The sequence below is a fragment of the Variovorax sp. 10N432 genome (genome assembly GCF_056394465.1).
On the sequence record NZ_JBFTHX010000003.1, the window covers coordinates 12897 to 32744 of the forward strand.

The 19848-nt window shown below is 68.1% G+C and carries 13 protein-coding genes; 12 read left to right on the plus strand and 1 reads right to left on the minus strand.

Going from position 1 to position 19848, the window contains the following annotated elements; genetic code table 11:
- Positions 1–87: 87 nt before the first annotated feature.
- The 6 genes from AC1DF3_RS04380 to AC1DF3_RS04405 are packed head-to-tail and all read left to right on the plus strand — an operon-like array spanning position 88 to position 5585.
- Complete coding sequence (locus AC1DF3_RS04380) at positions 88–933, plus strand: STAS domain-containing protein (protein WP_286531308.1); 846 nt, start codon at positions 88–90, stop codon at positions 931–933.
- A gap of 7 nt (positions 934–940) precedes the next feature.
- A complete protein-coding gene (locus AC1DF3_RS04385; RefSeq protein WP_286509564.1) occupies positions 941–1315 on the plus strand; it encodes an STAS domain-containing protein in 375 nt (124 codons plus the stop codon).
- On the plus strand, positions 1305–1709 hold the full coding sequence (locus AC1DF3_RS04390; RefSeq protein ID WP_286530629.1) for an anti-sigma regulatory factor: 405 nt from the start codon (positions 1305–1307) through the stop codon (positions 1707–1709). Before AC1DF3_RS04385 ends, AC1DF3_RS04390 begins: the two co-directional genes overlap by 11 nt.
- 47 nt (positions 1710–1756) lie before the next feature.
- Positions 1757–2716 (plus strand): ATP-binding SpoIIE family protein phosphatase, encoded by a 960-nt coding sequence (locus tag AC1DF3_RS04395; RefSeq protein ID WP_478139113.1) that lies wholly within the window; start codon positions 1757–1759, stop codon positions 2714–2716.
- A 1-nt stretch (position 2717) separates the two neighbouring features.
- Positions 2718–3611 carry a sensor histidine kinase gene (locus AC1DF3_RS04400; RefSeq protein WP_478138930.1) on the plus strand — a complete coding sequence of 298 codons (894 nt, stop codon included), beginning with the start codon at positions 2718–2720 and terminating at the stop codon, positions 3609–3611.
- A 3-nt stretch (positions 3612–3614) separates the two neighbouring features.
- Positions 3615–5585, plus strand: a complete 1971-nt coding sequence (locus AC1DF3_RS04405) for a hybrid sensor histidine kinase/response regulator (RefSeq protein WP_286530626.1) — start codon at positions 3615–3617, stop codon at positions 5583–5585.
- On the opposite strand, the gene AC1DF3_RS04410 is transcribed toward AC1DF3_RS04405, so the two are convergent.
- On the minus strand, positions 5566–8031 hold the full coding sequence (locus tag AC1DF3_RS04410; protein ID WP_478138931.1) for a hybrid sensor histidine kinase/response regulator: 2466 nt from the start codon (positions 8029–8031) through the stop codon (positions 5566–5568). The genes AC1DF3_RS04405 and AC1DF3_RS04410 overlap by 20 nt on opposite strands.
- Positions 8032–8524: 493 nt before the next feature.
- Here AC1DF3_RS04410 and AC1DF3_RS04415 point away from each other — a divergent pair, with 493 nt between their 5' ends.
- The 6 genes from AC1DF3_RS04415 (at position 8525) to yghU (ending at position 19769) form a co-directional block, all read left to right on the plus strand.
- Complete coding sequence (locus AC1DF3_RS04415) at positions 8525–14857, plus strand: HAMP domain-containing protein (RefSeq protein WP_478138932.1); 6333 nt, start codon at positions 8525–8527, stop codon at positions 14855–14857.
- A complete protein-coding gene (locus AC1DF3_RS04420; protein WP_478138933.1) occupies positions 14848–17064 on the plus strand; it encodes a response regulator in 2217 nt (738 codons plus the stop codon). The genes AC1DF3_RS04415 and AC1DF3_RS04420 overlap by 10 nt, the downstream gene beginning before the upstream one ends.
- Before the next feature lie 98 nt (positions 17065–17162).
- A complete protein-coding gene (locus AC1DF3_RS04425; protein ID WP_286521058.1) occupies positions 17163–17372 on the plus strand; it encodes a hypothetical protein in 210 nt (69 codons plus the stop codon).
- Positions 17372–18424, plus strand: coding sequence for an extracellular catalytic domain type 1 short-chain-length polyhydroxyalkanoate depolymerase (locus AC1DF3_RS04430; RefSeq protein ID WP_478138934.1), 1053 nt, complete (start codon positions 17372–17374; stop codon positions 18422–18424). The genes AC1DF3_RS04425 and AC1DF3_RS04430 overlap by 1 nt, the downstream gene beginning before the upstream one ends.
- A 24-nt stretch (positions 18425–18448) precedes the next feature.
- Positions 18449–18805: a hypothetical protein gene (locus AC1DF3_RS04435; protein ID WP_286530619.1), complete on the plus strand. Its 357-nt coding sequence runs from the start codon at positions 18449–18451 to the stop codon at positions 18803–18805.
- Between the two features lie 91 nt (positions 18806–18896).
- On the plus strand, positions 18897–19769 hold the full coding sequence (gene yghU / locus AC1DF3_RS04440) for a glutathione-dependent disulfide-bond oxidoreductase (RefSeq protein ID WP_478138935.1): 873 nt from the start codon (positions 18897–18899) through the stop codon (positions 19767–19769).
- Positions 19770–19848 lie beyond the last annotated feature (79 nt).

A 19848-nucleotide genomic window follows, 5' to 3' on the forward strand; every position in this document is an offset into this window, starting at 1 on the left:
GCTACCATGCCGAACGACCAGCGCGCACTGCGCGAGGGCCTGGGAGGCGACTCGCGCCGACCCGGAAGACAGTTTTGTGAGGAAACCATGAAGAACGATTACGCGCCACTGCTGGGTGCCCTGAGGGACGAGGAAGAACCGATCATCGACGAGTGGATGGCCGAATTGCCCGGCGCCGACGTCGGTGCCCGGCGCGCCGCTCGCGCCGAGGCCTCCGAGCTCCTGCGCAAGCTGCGTGAAAGCCTGCAGGCCGGTGCGGACCCGGAAGGATTCGAGTCGGCCGATTGGGCGTCCGTGCGCGACACGCTTTCCGGCCTGTCGCGCTCCAGGGCCGCACAGGGCCAGACGGCAGAAGCCACCAGCCTCTTCGTGCTGGCGCTCAAGAAGCCGCTTTTCGCTTCCCTGCAGCGACGGCTTGCCGCCCAGCCGGAGGCCTTGGGGCCTGCGCTCTGGTCCTTGTCGACCACGGTCGACAGGTTGGCGCAGCACACCGTGTCGACCTTCCAGCAGGTGCGCGAGGACATCATCCGGCGCCAGCAGGAAGAACTGCTCGAGTTGTCCACCCCGGTCGTGAAGCTGTGGGAGGGCGTTCTGGCCGTGCCCATGATCGGCGTGCTCGACAGCAGCCGCACGCAGATGGTGATGGAGGCGCTGCTGCAACGGATCGTCGAAACCGGTTCGGGCCTCGCGATCATCGACATCACGGGTGTGCCGACCGTCGACACGCTGGTGGCGCAGCACCTGCTGAAGACCGTCACCGCCATCCGCTTGATGGGGGCCGACTGCATCATCAGCGGGATCCGCCCGCAGATCGCACAGACCATCGTGCATCTGGGCATCGACCTGCAGGGCGTCAGCACCAAGGCGACACTGGCCGATGCGCTGTCGCTTGCGCTGCAGAAGACCGGTTGGCGCATCACGCGCGACAAGTAGGACGGACATGGACCGCATCCCGATTCTGCGCATGGGCGAGACCCTGCTGGTGACCATTCAGGTCGACATGCAGGACCAGACTGCCCTGACGCTGCAGGACGACCTGGCCGGCCAGATCGCCAAGACGGGTGCGTCGGGCGTGATGATCGACATCTCGGCGCTCGAGATCGTCGACTCTTTCGTCGGCCGCATGCTGACCAGCATCTCGGGCATCGCCCGCATCCTCTCCGCCACCACGGTGGTCGTCGGCATGCAGCCTGCCGTGGCCATCACGCTCGTCGAACTCGGCCTGTCGCTCGAAGGCGTGCGGACCGCGCTCAACGTCGAGCGCGGCATGGAACTGCTCCAGCGCGCGCGCGAGGAGAGTTCCCTTGGCCATTGAACGCGCCGGTACGCTGCCGCTGCAGTCGGAGCACAACATCGTCGCCAGCCGGCAGATGGTGCGCGCGCTGTGCCAGGAGCTCAAGCTGACGCTGGTCGACCAGACCAAGATGATCACCGCGGCCAGCGAACTGTCGCGCAACACCCTGATCCACGGGGGCGGCGGCACGATGCGATGGGAGTTCATCGAGAAGAACGGCCGACCCGGGCTGCAACTGGTCTTCGAGGACCAGGGGCCGGGCATCGCCGACATCGCGCTGGCGCTGACCGACGGCTGGACCAGCGGCACCGGGATGGGCCTCGGACTTCCGGGCAGCAAGCGGCTGGTGAACGATTTCGATCTTCAGTCCGAACCTGGCGCGGGAACGCGCGTGAGTATCACCAAGTGGAAGTAGTCACCGGCTGGACCCACAAGTCCTTCCCGGTCGAAGATGCGAGCCGGGTGGGCGAGGCAAGGCGCCATGCGGCACAGCTGGCGGCCGGATTGGCGTTTTCCGAAGTGGACGCGGGCAGGCTGGCATTGGTCGTGACCGAATTGGGCACCAACCTCCATCGTCACGCGCGCAAGGGCCGCCTGCTGGTCGCCGCGCGCCCGCACGCCCGGGACGTCGAGGTCGTGGCTATCGACGAGGGGCCGGGCATCGTGAACCTTCACCTGTCGATGCAGGACGGCCAATCGTCCGGGCGCACGCCCGGCACCGGCCTGGGCGCGATCCGCCGCCTGGCCGACGATTTCGATATTCATTCATCGGTTCCCGACGGCACGGTGAGCGTGGCGCGGGTCCGCGGGTCGGATGCGCCGCAGGGCCCGGCAGCCTCGGTCCGGATCGGCGCCGTTTGCCTGCCCGCGCCCGGTGAGGCCGTGTGCGGCGACGCCTGGACGGCGGGCCGCCTGGGCGCCCGATTCAGCCTGATGGTCGCCGACGGCCTCGGCCACGGCCCCGAAGCCGCCAAGGCGTCGCTGGCCGCCAGCGCTGCCTTCGCTCGCCATCCATCGGCGGCGCCGCGCGAACAGGTCCAGCAGACCCACCAGGCACTGCAGACGACGCGGGGTGCGGCCATCTGCGCCCTGGCCATCGACGGCGAGACCTCGAGGTTGTCATACTCCGGGGCGGGAAACGTGGTGGGACGGGTGCTGTCCGGCGTGTTCGACAAATCGATCATCACGCAGCATGGCACCGCTGGCCTCCAGATCCGGCGTCCGGAGGAAACCGCGATGGAATTGCCAGCCCACGCTCTCGTGATCGTTCACAGCGACGGCATCGACACGCGCTGGCGCGCCGACCGGATCCTTCCTGTGATGCAGAAGGACCCGACCCTGGCGGCTGCCATTCTGCTGCGCGACCACACCAGACATCGCGACGATGCCACCGTCGTGGTGCTGCGCCGGGAGGACCAGTGACATGACGACACCCGAATCCGACCCGGCCGATGGCGCCACCCTCGAGGACTGTCGACGGGCGCTGGCAGCGAGCCGCCAGGAAGCGGACGAACTGCGCGCCGAGCTCGAGGAAACCAACCGCGGCGTGGTGGCGCTCTATGCCGAACTCGATGCCCAAGCCGAGCAACTCCAGCGGGCCACGGAACTCAAGAGCCGCTTCCTCGCCTACATGAGCCATGAATTCCGCACGCCGATCAGCGCGATCCGGAGCATCACGCGCTTGTTGAGCGACCGGGTCGATGGCCCGCTGACCCCGGAGCAGGAGCGCCAGGTCGGCTTCATCGAGTCCAGTGCGGCCGAGTTCGCCGAGATGGTCGACGATCTGCTGGACCTGGCCAAGATCGAGGCCGGCCGCGTCGAGATCTCTCCTGCCTGGTTCGAGATGGTCGACCTGTTCTCCGCACTGCGGGGCATGTTCAAGCCGGTGCTCACGAACCCCGACACCGCGCTCATCTTCGAGGAGCCACACGAGCTGCCGCGGCTCTTCACCGACGACCGCAAGCTGTCCCAGATCCTGCGCAACTTCATTGCCAATGCGCTCAAGTTCACGCCGCGCGGTGAAGTGCGCGTATCGGCGGCGCAGGTCGAAGGCGACTTCATCCGCTTCTCGGTGGCCGATACCGGCATCGGCATCGCACCGGAGCATCATGCGGCGGTGTTCGACGACTTCTCGCAGGTCGACTCGCCGGTGCAGAAGCGCCTGCGAGGCACCGGCCTCGGGCTGTCGCTGAGCAAGCAGTTCGCCGAGCTGCTCGGCGGGCGGGTGGAAATCGCCAGTGAACTCGGCAGGGGCTCCGTGTTCTCGGTGACCCTGCCCGTGCAGTTGAACGGATCGATGCTGCCCCCGAAGGGCTGAACCGTGGTCACCGACGTGATAAACACCACCATCGACCGCAGCCGCCACACGGTGCTGGTGGTCGACGACAACCCCACGACGCGCTACTCGACGGCGCGCCTGATCCGCGCCGCGGGCTTCCAGACCAGCGAAGCGAGTACCGGGGGCGAGGCGCTTGCACTCGCGGCGAGCCAGGTGTCGGCCGTCGTGCTGGATGTGCACCTGCCCGACATCGACGGCTTCGAGGTCTGCCGACGGATCCGCGCCGACCGGGCCACGGCGACGCTGCCGGTCATTCACCTTTCCGGCGCCTTCGTGCGCAACGAGGACAAGGTGACCGGCCTGGATGCCGGCGCCGACGCCTACCTGGTGCATCCGGTCGAGCCGGCGGTGCTGATCGCCACGCTGCAGGCGCTGATTCGCGCCCGCATGGCCGAGGATCGGCTTCGCAGCAGCGAATCACGCTTCCGGGCGATCTACACGCAGGCGCCCACCGGCATGGCGCTGATCGACGACGCCGGGCGGTTCGTCGATGTCAATCCCGCCATGGTCGCGATGCTGGGGCGTGCGCAGGACCAGGTGGTCGGGCAGGCGGTGGCCGCGTTCGCGCCTGACGACTGGACCGATGCCGTGAGCGAAAGGACCGTGATGGCGGGCGAGGGCGCCGCCTCCTGGCAGTCGGAATTTCCGCTGCACCGGCAAGACGGCAGCCTGGTGCGCCTCGAATGGACGATGTCGGCACCGATCGAGCCGGGGCTTCGCATCGGCATCGCTCTGGACGTTTCCGAACGCTTCGAGCTCGAGGCGCGCCGCCTCGAAGTCCTCGAGCGCGAGCAGGCGGCGCGGGCATCCGCCGAGCGGCACAGCCGGACCAAGGACGACTTCGTCGCCGTGCTTTCGCACGAACTGCGGAATCCGCTCAACGCCATCGGCGGCTGGGTTCACGTGCTGAAGACGGGCAATCGTTCGCCGGACCTGGTCGAGAAGGGACTCACTGCGATCGACCGCAGCGTCAAGGCCCAGGCACGGCTCATTTCGGACATTCTCGACGTCTCCCGCATCAGTTCCGGCAAGCTCCGGCTTCACCCCGAATGGAGCGAACCGCGCGCGCTGGTCGCCTCGTCGATCGAAGCGCTCAGCGTTGCGATCGCCGCCAAGCACCTTCGTGTCCAGTTCGAGCACGAGGAGGCCGAGCAGCCCGCCTGGCTCGATCCGACCCGCTTCCAGCAGATCGTGTGGAACCTGCTTTCGAACGCCGTCAAGTTCTCGAATGAAGGCGGCTTGATTCGCATCGGCCTGGCGCGCGAGGCCGATCGCCTGGCACTGTCCGTGCAGGACTGCGGCCGCGGCATCGACCCCGAATTCGTGGCCCATCTGTTCGACCGCTTCACGCAGAGCGATTCGCCGGACAACCGGTTGCACGGCGGGCTCGGGCTGGGCCTGTCGATCGTCAAGAACCTGGCGGAGCTGCACGGCGGCGGTGTCACCGCCGAGAGCGCAGGTGCCGGCGCGGGGGCCACGCTGCGTGTCGAGCTGGTGGTGGTGCCCGCCGACGGGTCTTCCCTGGTCCTGACGGAGCCCCAGGAGCCGCGGCCCTCGCCCGCCTCCGATCGCGCGCTGGGCGGCCTGGATGTGCTCGTGGTCGAGGACAACGAGGACGCCAGCGCCATGCTGACCCTGGTCCTCGGAGACGCCGGCGCGCATGTCCGGCTGGCGTCCACGTTCGATGAAGCCATGCGGCTGATCGAGGCCCATTGGCCCGATGTGCTGGTGAGCGACATCGGCCTGCCGGGCCGGGATGGCTACGAGCTCATCCGCCTGACCCGGCAGCACGGCGCGTCGCATGGCATGCCGCGCCTGTTCGCCGTGGCGTTGACGGCCTTTGCGCGGCCCCAGGACCGCACCAAGGCGATCGAGGCCGGCTTCGACGCGCACCTCGGAAAGCCCCTGCAGCCGCATGTCCTGATGAACATCATCAGCGGGAGGACGGGCTAGCCGATTCGAGCAGCGCGGCCAGCGCGCCGAGCTCCACGGGCTTGACGAGATGGTGGTCGAAGCCCGCCCTGCGCGTCGCCTCGCGATCGTTGTCGTTTCCCCACCCGGTCTGCGCGACAAGCAGCACTTCGTGCCCCCAGGGGGTCGCCCGAATTCGACGGCACACCTCGTAGCCGTCCATCCCCGGCATTCCCAGATCGAGCAAGACGATGTCGGGTCGGGTGGCTTCGACCTTTCGCAAGGCCGCCTCACCGCTGTAGGCCACCTCGACCTCATGGCCCAGTGCCTGCACGGCAAGCGCCAGGCTGTCGGCACTGTCGCGCATGTCGTCGACCACCAGGACGCGACAACCCGCTGCCGCGGAGGATTCTCCGGCGCCGGTGGCGTCCGGGTTCGCCTCGACTTCCATGGCGGCCAGCGGCAGGCGGACTTCGAACCGGCTTCCCTTGCCCAGGCCTTCGCTGGAGGCCGCGATGGTCCCGCCGTGCATTTCCACCAGGGCCTTCGCCAGGGCCAGGCCGATGCCCTGCCCACCTTGGGCCCGGGCCAACGACGATTCCACCTGGCCGAACATTTCGAAGATTCGTTCACCGTGATGCGACTCGATGCCGATCCCGGTGTCGGTCACGCTGACCAGAGCCTGCTGACCCTCGCGCTCGAGGGTCAGCGCGATGGCGCCGCCTCGCGGCGTGTACTTGGCTGCATTGATGAGGATGTTCGAGAAGACCTGTGCCAGTCGCGTCAGGTCGCCTTCGAGTTCGATGGGCCGGGCCGGAATGTGCAAGGCAAACGAGTGGCCGCCGGCATCGATCACCGGCCTGGCGATCTCGATCGCCCGGTCGATCGCCGTCGCCAGTTGGAGCGGCTGCATGCGCAGGCGCAGATGGCCGTGATTCAGGCGGGAGGCGTCGAGCAGGTCATCGAGGAGATGCGCCATCTGGCTCACCTGCCGGTCGATGACGTCATGGCACCAGGCCGAGGTCGCATCGGCACCACCGATCTTGCGCAACACGGCGATGGCATTTCGGATCGGCGCCAGCGGGTTGCGCAGTTCATGCGCCAGCATCGCGATGAAGCGATCTTTCTGCCGGTCCGCGTCCTGGAGTCGGGTCTCGACCAGCTTGCGCTCGGTGATGTCCATCGTGACGCCGAAGATGCGCACCGGACGGCCACCGGCGTCGTATTCGACGTGGCCGCGGTGGCCCAGCCAGGCTTGCGTGCCATCGGGCCGCAGGATGCGGAACTCATGCACGAAGGGCCGATGGCCCTCGATGGCCTCTGCGCGGCGCCGAATGAAGTCCTCCCGATCGTCCGGGTGAAGCAAGGCCAGCACGTGGGCGGGTGTCGGCACGAAATCCTGTTCGCTGACACCGAACAGCCGGTAGGTTTGCGCCGACCACCACAGGACGTTGTCCCGCATGTCCATGTCGTAGGCGCCCATGCGCCCCGCGCCCAGCGCGAGTTCGAGGCGCTGATGCTCGATCAGCAGGCGCTCTTCGGCCCGCTTGCGTTCGGTCGCGTCGGCCATGATGCTGACGAGGCGATGGGCCCGGCCGTCCGGCATCCTGGAAATGACCATCCCGCGGCCCTCCAGCCAAAGCTTCGATCCGTCGGCCCGCACGATCCAGTACTCCGCCGGGAAGGAGTCTTGCCGATCCGCCAACTCGCGGAATCCGGCGGCGAGATGGCGGTGGTCCGGATGCAGCGCGGCCACGTATTCATCGTCGGGGCCGCCCACGTGGCCTCGCCCGTCCGGCAGGCTGAGACCGAAGAGCGCCATGCCCTCCGGGGTCCAGGACCTGGTCAAGGTCTGGTAGTCGGTCTCCCAGGCCCCCATCCCACCCGCATGCAGGGCCGACCGGAAGCGCATCTCGCTCTCGTGAAGAGCGGCCAACCGGTCTCGCTCGGACGCCAGCTCCCGGGCCGCCAGAACCTGTTGCGTGGTCTCGGTGCATTGCACCAGGACGCCGCCGATGCCACCCGGTGCGCGCTCGTCGTCGATCGGACTGTAGCTGTAGGTCCAGTAGACATCCTCACGCCGGCCATGCCGGGTGATCGGGACCAGATGATCGACATGCCAGGTCGCCCCGCCTCCGCTCAGGACCTGTTCGATCTGCGGGAATATCACTTCCCAGATCTCGGCCCAGACTTCGCGCGCGGGGCGTCCCAGCGAGCCGGGGTGGCGCTCGGGACCGATCGATTCCCGATAGGCGTCGTTGTAGAGGCAAGTCAACTCGGGGCCCCACCACACGTACATCGGATGCCCGGTGTTGAGCATGAGGCGAACGACGGTGCGCAGGGACTGCGGCCACAGCGCCGGGTCGCCGAGGGAGGAGGCTGACCAGTCATGGGCCCGTATCAGGCTGGCCATCTCGCCCTTCCCTGCCATGAACGCCTGGCCGGTGTTCTGCGCAGTGGTGGCGTCCGGGCGTGCGGGTGCTGGCATGGTCATGGTCGACTGGGTTCCACCGTTCAGCGGTGTTCAGGTGGCTGGAGGCGCGAGGCGTGAAAAGGCGCTGGAACGAGTCTAGGGCAATGCGGCGTGCAATGGGCACTGCTGGCAAGTCGCGGGCTGCGCGAGTCGAGCGCGCTCTGTTGTAGGAATGGACCGCGTGGCGAGACTGCCGCCCCGCCTACGCGGGAGGTGTTCGCGCAGCGGTCAAATACTGCGCATTGCGTGTTCGCACTGTCGCTGTGAACGGGGGGAGCCATGCACGGGTCGAATGCTTCGAAAAATAAGATGCGAGATGTCGAGACCCGAACGCCGCAGCCAGCCGAATTTCCGGAGGAGGGAAATTTCCTGCTGGAAGACGACCATGTGGTCCGAGGAACTCCGATCCAGCGCCCATGCTGGTCGAGGCCCTGTTACAAATCTGGGCCGAGGCCTACACTTCCCCGCCAGCCGCTGCAAGTCACCTTGGTCGAACCACGAGGCACAAATGAAAGTCCTGGAACACGCCCCTGTCGCGGACAGCGCCAACGACGAAATGGCCGTCCTGCTCGATGCGATGACACGCCTTCGAAAGGGCGATGCCAAGGTCCGGCTTCCAGCCCAGTGGGTGGGACTGCCCGGGAAGGTCGCCGACATCTTCAATGAACTGGTCGAGCAGAACGCCACGCTCGCTTCCGAGCTGGTGCGGCTGCGGCAGGTCGTGGGCAAGGAGGGCAAGCTCAAGCAGCGGGCCGTGATGACCGAGACCCGCGGCTTCTGGGGCGAGTCGATCGCCTGCGTCAATTCGCTCATCGACGACCTGGTGCATCCGACCAGCGAGGTCGCCCGCGTGATCGGGGCCGTGGCGCAGGGGGACCTGTCGAAGAGCATGGCGCTCGAGGTGGAAGGGCGCGAACTGGAGGGCGAGTTCCTGCGCACCGCCAGGACCATCAACAAGATGGTCGAGCAGCTGGGCAACTTTTCCGCCGAGGTGACCCGCGTGGCGCGCGAGGTCGGGACCGAAGGCAAGCTGGGCGGCCAGGCCAAGGTCAAGGGCGTGGCGGGCACCTGGAAGGACCTGACGGACTCGGTCAACTCCATGGCCGGCAACCTGACGGACCAGGTGCGCAACATCGCCGACGTGACCACGGCGGTCGCCAAGGGCGACCTGTCGAAGAAGATCGACGTCGACGTGAAGGGCGAGTTCCTGACGCTCAAGAACACCATCAACACGATGGTCGACCAGCTGCGCTCCTTTGCTTCGGAGGTGACCCGGGTGGCGCGCGAGGTCGGCACCGAAGGTTCGCTCGGCGGCCAGGCGCGGGTGGAAGGCGTGTCCGGCACCTGGAAGGACCTGACCGATTCGGTCAACTCGATGGCCGGCAACCTGACGAGCCAGGTGCGCAACATCGCCGACGTGACCAAGGCGGTGGCGGCCGGCGACCTGTCGAAGAAGATCACGGTCGATGGCAAGGGCGAGATCCTGGAACTCAAGAACACGGTCAACACGCTGGTCGACCAGCTGCGCTCGTTCGCGGCCGAAGTGACCCGCGTGGCGCGCGAGGTTGGCACCGAGGGCAAGCTGGGCGGCCAGGCCGACGTGCAGGGCGTGGCCGGGACCTGGAAGGACTTGACGGAGTCGGTCAACTTCATGGCCGGCAACCTGACCTCGCAAGTGCGCAACATCGCCGAGGTGACGACCGCGGTGGCCGCCGGCGACCTGTCGAAGAAGATCACGGTCGACGTCAAGGGCGAGATCTCCGAGCTCAAGAACACGATCAACACGATGGTCGACCAGCTGCGTTCCTTCGCCGCCGAGGTGACGCGCGTGGCGCGAGAGGTCGGCACCGAGGGCAAGCTGGGCGGCCAGGCCGACGTGCAGGGCGTGGCCGGGACCTGGAAGGACCTGACGGACTCGGTCAACTCGATGGCGTCGAACCTCACCTCGCAGGTGCGCAACATCGCCGACGTGACCAAGGCGGTGGCCGCCGGCGACCTGTCGAAGAAGATCACGGTGGACGTGAAGGGCGAGATCCTGGAGCTGAAGGCCACCATCAACACCATGGTCGACCAGCTGTCCTCGTTTGCGGACGAGGTGACCCGTGTCGCACGCGAAGTCGGCACCGAAGGGCGGCTCGGCGGCCAGGCCGAAGTCAAGGGCGTGGCCGGCACCTGGCGCGACCTGACGGAATCGGTCAACTCGATGGCCGGCAATCTCACCAGCCAGGTGCGCAACATCGCCGACGTGACCAAGGCGGTGGCGGCCGGCGACCTGTCGAAGAAGATCACGGTCGACGTCAAGGGCGAGATCCTGGAACTCAAGGCGACGATCAACACCATGGTCGACCAGCTGCGCTCGTTCGCCGCCGAAGTGACCCGGGTGGCGCGCGAAGTCGGCACCGAAGGCAAGCTGGGCGGCCAGGCCGACGTGCAGGGTGTTGCCGGGACCTGGAAGGACTTGACGGAGTCGGTCAACTTCATGGCCGGCAACCTGACCTCGCAGGTGCGCAACATCGCCTACGTGACCAAGGCGGTGGCGGCCGGCGACCTGTCGAAGAAGATCTCGGTCGACACCAAGGGCGAGATCCTCGAACTCACCAACACCATCAACACGATGGTCGACCAGCTGTCGTCCTTTGCCGCGGAAGTCACGCGGGTGGCGCGCGAAGTGGGCACCGAAGGCAAGCTGGGCGGCCAGGCCGACGTGCAGGGCGTGGCGGGCACCTGGAAGGACCTCACCGAGTCGGTCAATTCGATGGCGTCGAACCTCACTTCGCAGGTGCGCAACATCGCCGACGTGACCAAGGCGGTGGCGGCGGGCGACCTGTCCAAGAAGATCACTGTCGACGTCAAGGGCGAGATCCTGGAGCTGAAGAACACGGTCAACACCATGGTCGACCAGCTGCGCTCCTTCGCGGCCGAAGTGACGCGGGTCGCACGCGAGGTCGGCACCGAGGGCATCCTGGGCGGGCAGGCCGACGTGCAGGGCGTGGCGGGCACCTGGAAGGACCTGACGGAGTCGGTCAACTTCATGGCCGGCAACCTGACCTCGCAGGTGCGCAACATCGCCGAGGTGACGACCGCGGTGGCGGCCGGCGACCTGTCGAAGAAGATCACGGTCGACGTCAAGGGCGAGATCTCCGAGCTCAAGAACACGGTCAACACCATGGTCGACCAGCTGCGGTCCTTCGCCGCCGAGGTGACGCGGGTGGCGCTGGAGGTGGGCACCGAGGGCATCCTGGGCGGCCAGGCCGACGTGCAGGGCGTGGCCGGCACCTGGAAGGACCTGACCGACTCGGTCAACCTGATGGCCTCGAACCTCACCTCGCAGGTTCGCAACATCGCCGACGTGACCAAGGCGGTGGCCGCGGGCGACCTGTCCGAGAAGATCACGGTCGACGTCAAGGGCGAGATCCTCGAACTCAAGGCGACGATCAACACCATGGTCGACCAGCTGTCCTCCTTCGCGGCGGAAGTCACGCGCGTGGCGCGAGAGGTCGGCACCGAAGGCCGGCTGGGCGGACAGGCCCAGGTGCGCGATGTGTCGGGCACCTGGAAGGACCTGACCGAGAACGTCAACTTCATGGCGGGCAACCTGACGGGGCAGGTGCGCGGCATCGCCAAGGTGGTGACGGCGGTCGCCAACGGCGACCTCAAGCAGAAGCTCACGGTGGAGGCCAAGGGCGAGATCGCCGCGCTGGCCGAGACCATCAACAGCATGACCGACACGCTGGCCACCTTCGCCGACCAGGTGACCAGCGTGGCGCGCGAGGTGGGGGTCGAGGGCAAGCTCGGCGGCCAGGCCAAGGTGCCTGGCGCCGCCGGCACCTGGAAGGGGCTGACCGAGAACGTCAATCAGCTCGCGGCCAACCTGACGACGCAGGTGCGCGCGATCGCCGAGGTGGCGACCGCGGTGACCCAGGGCGACCTGACGCGCTCGATCACGGTCGAGGCCCAGGGGGAAGTGGCGGCGCTCAAGGACACCATCAACGAGATGATCCGCAACCTGAAGGACACGACGCAGAAGAACACCGAGCAGGATTGGCTGAAGACCAACCTGGCCAAGTTCAGCCGCATGCTGCAGGGCCAGAAGGACCTGCTGACGGTGGGCCAGCTGATCCTGTCGGAGCTCGCGCCCGTCGTCGGCGCGCAGCAGGCCGAGTTCTACCTGCTGACCTCCTCGGGCGGCGCGCCGAAGCTCAGGCTCTTCGCCAGCTACGCCTCGGGCGGCCACGCCGCGCACGGCAAGGAAATCGACCTGGGGCAGGGCCTGGTCGGGCAATGCGCGATCGAGAAGTCGAAGATCCTGCTGACCAACGTTCCGAGCACGGCCTTCAAGGTGGCCACCGGGCTGAGCGAAGGCGCGGCGATGGACGTGATCGTGCTGCCGGTGGTGTTCGAGGACGAGGTGCGGGGGGTGCTCGAACTGGCGTCGCTCGAGCGCTTCAACCCGTCGCACCAGGCCTTCCTCGACCAGCTGACCGAATCGATCGGCATCGTGATCAACACGATCTCGGCCAACATGCGCACCGAGGACCTGCTGACCCAGTCGCAGTCGCTCGCCGAGGAACTCCAGAATCGCCAGCAGGAACTGCAGCAGACCAACGAGGCGCTGCAGGAGAAGGCCCGGCTGCTGGTGCACCAGAACCAGGAAGTCGAGAGCAAGAACCAGGAGGTCGAGCAGGCCCGCCAGGCGCTCGAGGAGAAGGCCGAGCAGCTGGCGCTGACCTCCAAGTACAAGTCGGAGTTCCTGGCCAACATGTCGCACGAGCTGCGCACGCCGCTGAACAGCCTGCTGATCCTGTCGGACCAGCTCTGCAAGAACGCGGAAGGCAACCTGACGGAGCGGCAGGTGGAGTTCGCCAAGACGATCCACCTTTCGGGCAACGACCTGCTGATGCTGATCAACGACATCCTCGACCTGTCGAAGATCGAATCGGGAACGGTCGCCGTGGAGGTGAGCGAACTGCGGATCGACGACCTGCAGCGCTCGGTCGAGCGCAGCTTCCGCCACGTGGCGGAGGCCAAGCACGTGGGCTTCGGCATCCAGTTGGGAGATACGCTCCCCGAGGCGATCGTCACCGACGTCAAGCGCCTGCAGCAGATCATCAAGAACCTGCTCTCCAACGCCTTCAAGTTCACCCACCACGGGTCGGTGGGGCTCTCGGTCGGGGTCGTCCAAGGCGGCTGGTCGCGCGACCGCGAGGAACTCAACCGGGCGAGCCAGGTGATCGCCTTCGCCGTCTCCGACACCGGCATCGGCATCCCCGCGGACAAGCAGCAGATCGTCTTCGAAGCCTTCCAGCAGGCCGATGGCTCGACCTCGCGCAAGTACGGCGGCACCGGTCTCGGCCTGGCGATCAGCCGCGAACTGGCGCGGCTCCTGGGCGGCGAGATTCGCCTCTCGAGCGTTCCGGCGCAGGGCAGCACGTTCACGCTGTTCCTGCCGCAGAGCTTCAGCCCGGCGCGAGGGCGCGGCGTCCGTGCCGGCGGCGTCGACCTGCCGGCACCCCTGCCGACGCCGAGGACCCGTCCGGCCTCCGTCGCAGCCACGATCGAGCCCGTCGACGCGCTGGCTGGCGTCGACGCCGCGGGTGCAGAGGCCGCGGCCGCCGAACTGCACGCGCTGAACGTGGCGGGGGACGACCGCGATGCGCTGCTGCCGGGCGACAAGGTGGCGCTGATCGTCGAGAACGAACTGGCCTTCGCGAAGGTGCTGCTGCAGGCCGCCCGTCGCGCCGGGTTCAAGGGACTGGTCAGCTCGACCGGCGCGGTGGCGCTGGCGCTGACCGGCGACCACCGCCCGGCGCTGATCACGCTGGACATCCACCTGCCCGACATGCAGGGCTGGCGCATCCTGGAACGCCTGAAGGCCGACCTGGCGACGCGGCACATCCCGGTGTGCGTGGTGTCGACCGACGATTCGCGCGAGCGCGCCCTGAACTCCGGCGCCGTGGGATTCCTTGCCAAGCCCTTGCAGTCGATGGACCAGGTGGACGCGGCGATGGGGCAGCTGCATCGCTTCGTGTCGACCGGATCGCGCAGGCTGCTGGTGGCCATGCAGGGCTCCGACGCGCGGGCGGCGCTGGTGGAGGCCTTCGACGGTTCCGAGGTGACGATCTCGCTGGCCGAATCGAGGGAGGCCCTCGCCCGCGAGATCGCCCAGGGGCCGGTGGACTGCCTCGTCACGGACGGGTCGGTGCCGGGCTTCAGCCCGGCGGACCTGGCCGAGGCGGTCGAGGGAAGGGCGCCGGTGCATCAGCTTCCGGTGATCGTCTTCGACCGGCCCGGCGCCGGCTCGCGGTCGGCCGCGTGGACCCGCGGCATCGACGGCGCGGCATGGCGCAGCGTGAGCAGCACGGACGCGTTGATCGACAGCAGTGCGTTCTTCCTGCATCGCGCCTTCGCGCTGATGTCGGACCCTGAGCGCCGTGCCGTCGAGGCCGCGAACGACGCCGCCTGCTCGCTGGCGGGCCGCAAGGTGTTGATCGTGGACGACGACATGCGCAACATCTTCGCGCTGGCCACCGTGCTCGACCAGCAGGGCATGGCCATCGTGACGGCGGAGAACGGCCGCGACGCGATCCGGCTGGTGCAGGAGGACGAGGACATCGACATCGTCCTGATGGACATCATGATGCCGGAGATGGACGGCATGCAGACCATGCGCGAGCTGCGCCGCCTGCCGCGCGGCAAGCAGCTGCCGCTGGTGGCGGTGACCGCCAAGGCCATGAAGGGCGATCGCGAGAAGTGCATCGAGGCCGGGGCGTGGGACTATTTGTCGAAGCCGGTCGACACCAACCACCTGCTGGTCGTCCTGCGGGGCTGGCTGTGCAGCTAGCACCGAAGAACGGCCCGGCGCCGCAGGGAGACACGCCCGGCGGCGAGCGCGCCAACATCCTGATCGTCGACGACCTGCCGGAAAAGCTGCTCGTCTTCCGGACGGTCCTCGAGGAGCTGGGCCAGAACCTGGTGATGGTGCGTTCGGGCGCGGATGCGCTGCGCGAGATCCTCCAGCGCGAGTTCGCAGTGATCATGCTCGACGTCAACATGCCCGGCATGGATGGCTTCGAGACCGCCACGCTGATCCGCAACCACCGGCGCAGCGCCCACACGCCGATCATCTTCATCACCTCGTACGCGGACGAGATCCAGACCGCCCGCGGCTATTCGCTCGGTGCGGTCGACTACATCCTCTCGCCGGTCGTGCCGGAGATCCTGCGCAGCAAGGTCGGCGTGTTCGTGTCGCTCTACCTGATGCAGCGCCAGGTCGAGCGGCAGGCCGATGCGCGAGCGGCGATGATGGCCTCGGACGCCGCCCGCCGCCTGGCCGAGGAGAACGACCGGCGCTCCGCCTTCCTGGCCGGTGCGAGCCAGGCGCTCAACCGCTCCCTGGACATCCAGGTGGCGATGCAGGAGCTGGTCGCCCTGCTGGTGCCGGAGCGGGCCGCGGCGGCGCTGGTCTGGATCGCGGACCCCGAACTCGGCCGAGGCTCGTTCGCGATCGCGGCCCGCACCGCGGGCGGCGGGTCCGCGACGGTCGCGTTCGGCGCCGACCTGGCGCCGGCCGATGCGGTCATGGCCGCGCTGCAGGAAGCCGCGACCTCGCGCCGCGTGGCCTGGGTGGCGGACGCGGCGATGCCGCTGCGCCCGGGCGCACTCGGGCATCCCGACGGCGATCTCGGCGAAGCCGCCCTGGCGTCCGTCGCCGCCGTCCCCTTGCTCTTCGGAGAGCGCGTGCCGGGCGTCCTGCTGGTGGCGTCGCCCGATGACGGCGCCTGGATGCGGGAGGCCGACCTGACCCTGGTGCACGAGGTGGCGACGCGGGCCGGGGCGGCGTTCGAGAACGCGCGGCTCTATCGCAACCTCCAGCACGAGATCGTCGAGCGTCAGGCGGCGCAGCAGGAGCTGCAGCAGGCGAGCCAGCGGAAGGACGAGTTTCTCGCCATGCTGTCCCACGAGCTGCGCAATCCGCTGGCCTCGGTCCACACGGCCATCGAAATCATCCGGCGGGTGGCGGACAAGCATCCCAAGGTGACATGGGCGCTGGACCTGGCGGGTCGCCAGCTGCGCCAGATCACGCGTCTCATGGAGGAACTGCTGGACGTCACGCGCATCAGCCAGGGGAAGATCACGCTCAAGTGCGATCCGGTCGACCTGAGGGTGGTCGTGGCGCACAGCATCGAGACCGTGCATCAGCTGCTGGAGAGCCGGCGCCAGGTGCTCGGCGTGGCGATGCCGGAAGCCCCGATCTGGATGGATGCGGATGGCGCGAGGCTCACGCAGGTCATTGCCAACCTTCTTCACAACGCCGCGAAGTACAGCCCGGAGTCGACGCCGATCGACCTGCGGGTGGAGGTCGAAGACGAACGCGTCGAGATCACGGTGCGGGACGAAGGCATGGGCATCGATGAAGAGCTGCTGCCGCGCATCTTCGACCTCTTCGCGCAGGGCAAGCGCGGCCTGGATCGCTCGCAAGGCGGCCTGGGCGTCGGACTGACCTTGGCCCGGCGGCTGGCCGAGATGCACGGAGGCCGGATCGAGGTGCACAGCCGCGGCCGCAACCTCGGGTCCGAATTCCGGGTGACGCTGCCCCGCAGGGCGACGCTGCGGGCCAGTGCGCCGCCGGGGTCCTCGGCGGGTCCCGCGCGAGACGGTCCCCCCGAACGCATCCTGGTGGTGGACGACAACGTCGACGCCGCGCAGACCCTGGCAACGATGCTGGAGATGGAGGGGCACGAGATCCGCACTGCAGCCGATGGCGAAGAGGCCCTGGAGGTCGCAGCGCGGTTTCAGCCCGCGGTCGTGCTGCTGGACATCGGCTTGCCGCGACTGGACGGCTATGAGGTCGCGCGTCGCCTGCGTGCCGGAGGGGGCACCGGCTTGCTGCTGGTCGCACTCACGGGATATGGCCAGTACGAAGACCGGCGGGCGGCCTTGGACGCCGGCTTCGACTGTCATTTCGTCAAGCCGGTCGAAGCGGACAGCCTGCTGGCGTGCATCCGGGCGTGGCGAGCCCGCGCCGCCGTGCCGACGCACGAGGCGTAGGACGGCGGCCACCTTCGATCGGGCAAAAATGCTGCGCTGCGGCATTGGCAGCCCGGCGACAGTCGCTTTTGTGGACCGCCGGTCGAGACGGAGGCTCCATGAGCAACCCCTGGATGAAGAAGAATCCCTTGATGAGCATGTGGCTGAGCGCGGCCAACAAGGCGGTCGGCTCGGCCCGCGGTCAGTCGGCCGCGGCCGCCAGGCGCCAGGTCGGGGCCGCGCAAGCCGAGGCGACCCGGCAGATCGTCGATTTCTGGAGCGGCAAGACGGCCCGGGCGACCGTCGCCAGGCGGAAGTCGCGCCGCTGATGGCGCGACGCAAAGGGTCTGGAGGCTGGCTGGGCGTGGTCGCCCGCGGCATGGAGGCGATCACGCGCAGCACCGTGCGCGCCGGTACGCGGGCGGTCGGCCAGACAGTCAAGCCGGTGATCGAGAAGCGGCGCCCGCCTGCGGGTGCGGGCCAATGGATCCAGGGTCTGGCCATGGGTGCGACCGGCATGCGCCGGTTCCGCCTGTATCGGCCACCCGGCATCAAGTTCGACGAGCGCCTGCCGCTGATGGTCATGCTGCATGGGTGCGGACAGGATGCGAAGACCTTCGCGACCAGCACGCGCATGAACCTGATTGCAGCCCGCGAACGCTTTCTGGTGCTCTATCCCGAGCAGGACAGGGTGTCGAATCCGCAAGGCTGCTGGAACTGGTTCGACACATCATCCGGACGCGCCTACGGCGAGGCGGCGCTCATCATGAAGGCGATCGACCAGGTCTGCCTGATGTACGCGGTGGACCGCACGCGCATCGCGGTGGCGGGCCTGTCGGCAGGTGCCAGCATGGCGGCGCTGCTCGTCGCCAGGCACCCGGACCGTTTCGCCGCCGTGGTGATGCACTCGGGCATACCGCCCGGGACCGCGCATTCCACGCTGTCCGCGCTCGGCGCCATGCATGGCCATCGCTCCACGAAGCCCCTGGCGGCGCCGCCGCTGGCGCGGGCTGCTGCCGGCTGGCCGCCGTTGATGGTGATCCATGGCGCCGGCGACAGGGTGGTCGCGGCGTCGAACGGGCTCGCCGCGGTTCGCGCCTGGGCCGACGCCATGGGCGCGACCTCGAGCAAGGAGCGCACGCTGCAACGGGGCAAGCGCTACCCGGCGACCGTGACCGACTTCAAGCATGGGGCGAGCACGGTGGCGACCCTGGTGGAAATCGACCGGCTCGGCCACGCCTGGAGCGGCGGCGCTGCCGGCCAGCCGTACAGCGACGGCGCAGGGCCCGACGCGTCTCGCATGGCCTGGGCTTTCGCCGCCAGGCAGTTTGGCGCCCGCCATGCTGCAGCGCGTCATTACATCTCTTCGAGGCAGCACTAGACTGGTGCCCCGAAGGAGCGGCAGATGAGCTTGCGAAGAAGCTTTTCGAGTGACGTGACCGGAACGCGCGGCGTGCCGCCCGATCCTGCGCTGCCTGCGCCGCTGTCCGATGCCGAACTCTGCGAACGCGCCGTGCGGGCCATCTGGCGAAGCCTCGACGAGCATGAACTCGTCGACGAGGCGGTCCGGGACGAGCTCGCCATGGTGCTCGAACCGTTGACCGCACTGCCCCTGGGGCCGCGGGCCCAACGGCTGATCGACACCCTGAGGCTGCCGGACCCGATCGATCCGGCCCACCTGTACTGGCTCACCCGCCGGCTGTTGACGCTGGTGCCGGAGCTGCAGGCCACGGCGGCGGCGCTTTCGAAGACCCGCGCCTAGCTGCCGACGCCCTCGTGGGCCGATTCGCTCTAAAGTCGGGCTGCGCGGACCTTGCTGCCGCGCCACTTCACCCGCCCCCGGAGCGCCACGCATGGACGAAACATCGGACTACACCCCACCCAAGGTCTGGACCTGGAACAAGGCCAACGGCGGGCAATTCGCCAACATCAATCGTCCGGTGGCCGGGCCGACGCACGACAAGGAACTCCCGGTGGGCCGCCATCCGCTGCAGCTTTACTCGCTGGCCACGCCGAACGGCGTCAAGGTCACGGTGATGCTGGAGGAGTTGCTGGCGCAGGGGCACGCGGGCGCCGAGTACGACGCCTGGCTCATCAGGATCAACGAGGGCGAGCAGTTCGGCAGCGGCTTCGTCGCGGTGAACCCGAACTCGAAGATTCCCGCGCTGATGGACCGCAGCGCGCCGACGCCGGTGCGGGTGTTCGAATCGGGCGCCATCCTGTTGTACCTGGCCGAGAAGTTCGGCGCCTTCCTGCCGACCGTCCCGGAGGAACGGGCCGCCTGCCTGTCCTGGCTGTTCTGGCAGATGGGCAGCGCCCCCTACCTGGGCGGCGGCTTCGGCCATTTCTACGCCTACGCGCCGACCAAGATCGAGTACGCGATCGACCGCTTCGCGATGGAGGTCAAGCGCCAGCTCGACGTGCTCGACAGGCGGCTGGCCGAAACCCCGTACCTGGCGGGCGAGCACTACACGATCGCCGACATGGCGGTCTGGCCCTGGTATGGCGCGCTGGCCAAGGGCCTGGTCTATGGCGCCGGCGAGTTCCTGCAGGTCGAGAGCTACACCCATGTCCAGCGCTGGACCGACCGGATCGCCGAACGGCCCGCGGTGCAGCGCGGGCGCAGGGTGAACCGGGTCTGGGGCGACCTGGACAGCCAGCTGGCCGAGCGCCACGACGCCGGGGATTTCGAGTCCGGAGGGCACGCGCTGGACGCCGCGCCATAGTCTCGTCGAGGGCACCCGCTAGCACAGCCGCGGCGGGAAAAAAGGACCTAGATCACAAAACAACCCAGTCCATTTGGAG

Coding starts and splice junctions, on each gene's coding strand:
- AC1DF3_RS04380 (WP_286531308.1), top strand. CDS start 88: ATGAAGAACGATTACGCGCCACTGCTGGGTGCCCTGAGGGACGAGGAA.
- AC1DF3_RS04385 (WP_286509564.1), top strand. CDS start 941: ATGGACCGCATCCCGATTCTGCGCATGGGCGAGACCCTGCTGGTGACC.
- AC1DF3_RS04400 (WP_478138930.1), top strand. CDS start 2,718: ATGACGACACCCGAATCCGACCCGGCCGATGGCGCCACCCTCGAGGAC.
- AC1DF3_RS04410 (WP_478138931.1), bottom strand. CDS start 8,031: ATGCCAGCACCCGCACGCCCGGACGCCACCACTGCGCAGAACACCGGC.
- AC1DF3_RS04415 (WP_478138932.1), top strand. CDS start 8,525: ATGAAAGTCCTGGAACACGCCCCTGTCGCGGACAGCGCCAACGACGAA.
- AC1DF3_RS04425 (WP_286521058.1), top strand. CDS start 17,163: ATGAGCAACCCCTGGATGAAGAAGAATCCCTTGATGAGCATGTGGCTG.
- AC1DF3_RS04430 (WP_478138934.1), top strand. CDS start 17,372: ATGGCGCGACGCAAAGGGTCTGGAGGCTGGCTGGGCGTGGTCGCCCGC.
- AC1DF3_RS04435 (WP_286530619.1), top strand. CDS start 18,449: ATGAGCTTGCGAAGAAGCTTTTCGAGTGACGTGACCGGAACGCGCGGC.
- yghU (WP_478138935.1), top strand. CDS start 18,897: ATGGACGAAACATCGGACTACACCCCACCCAAGGTCTGGACCTGGAAC.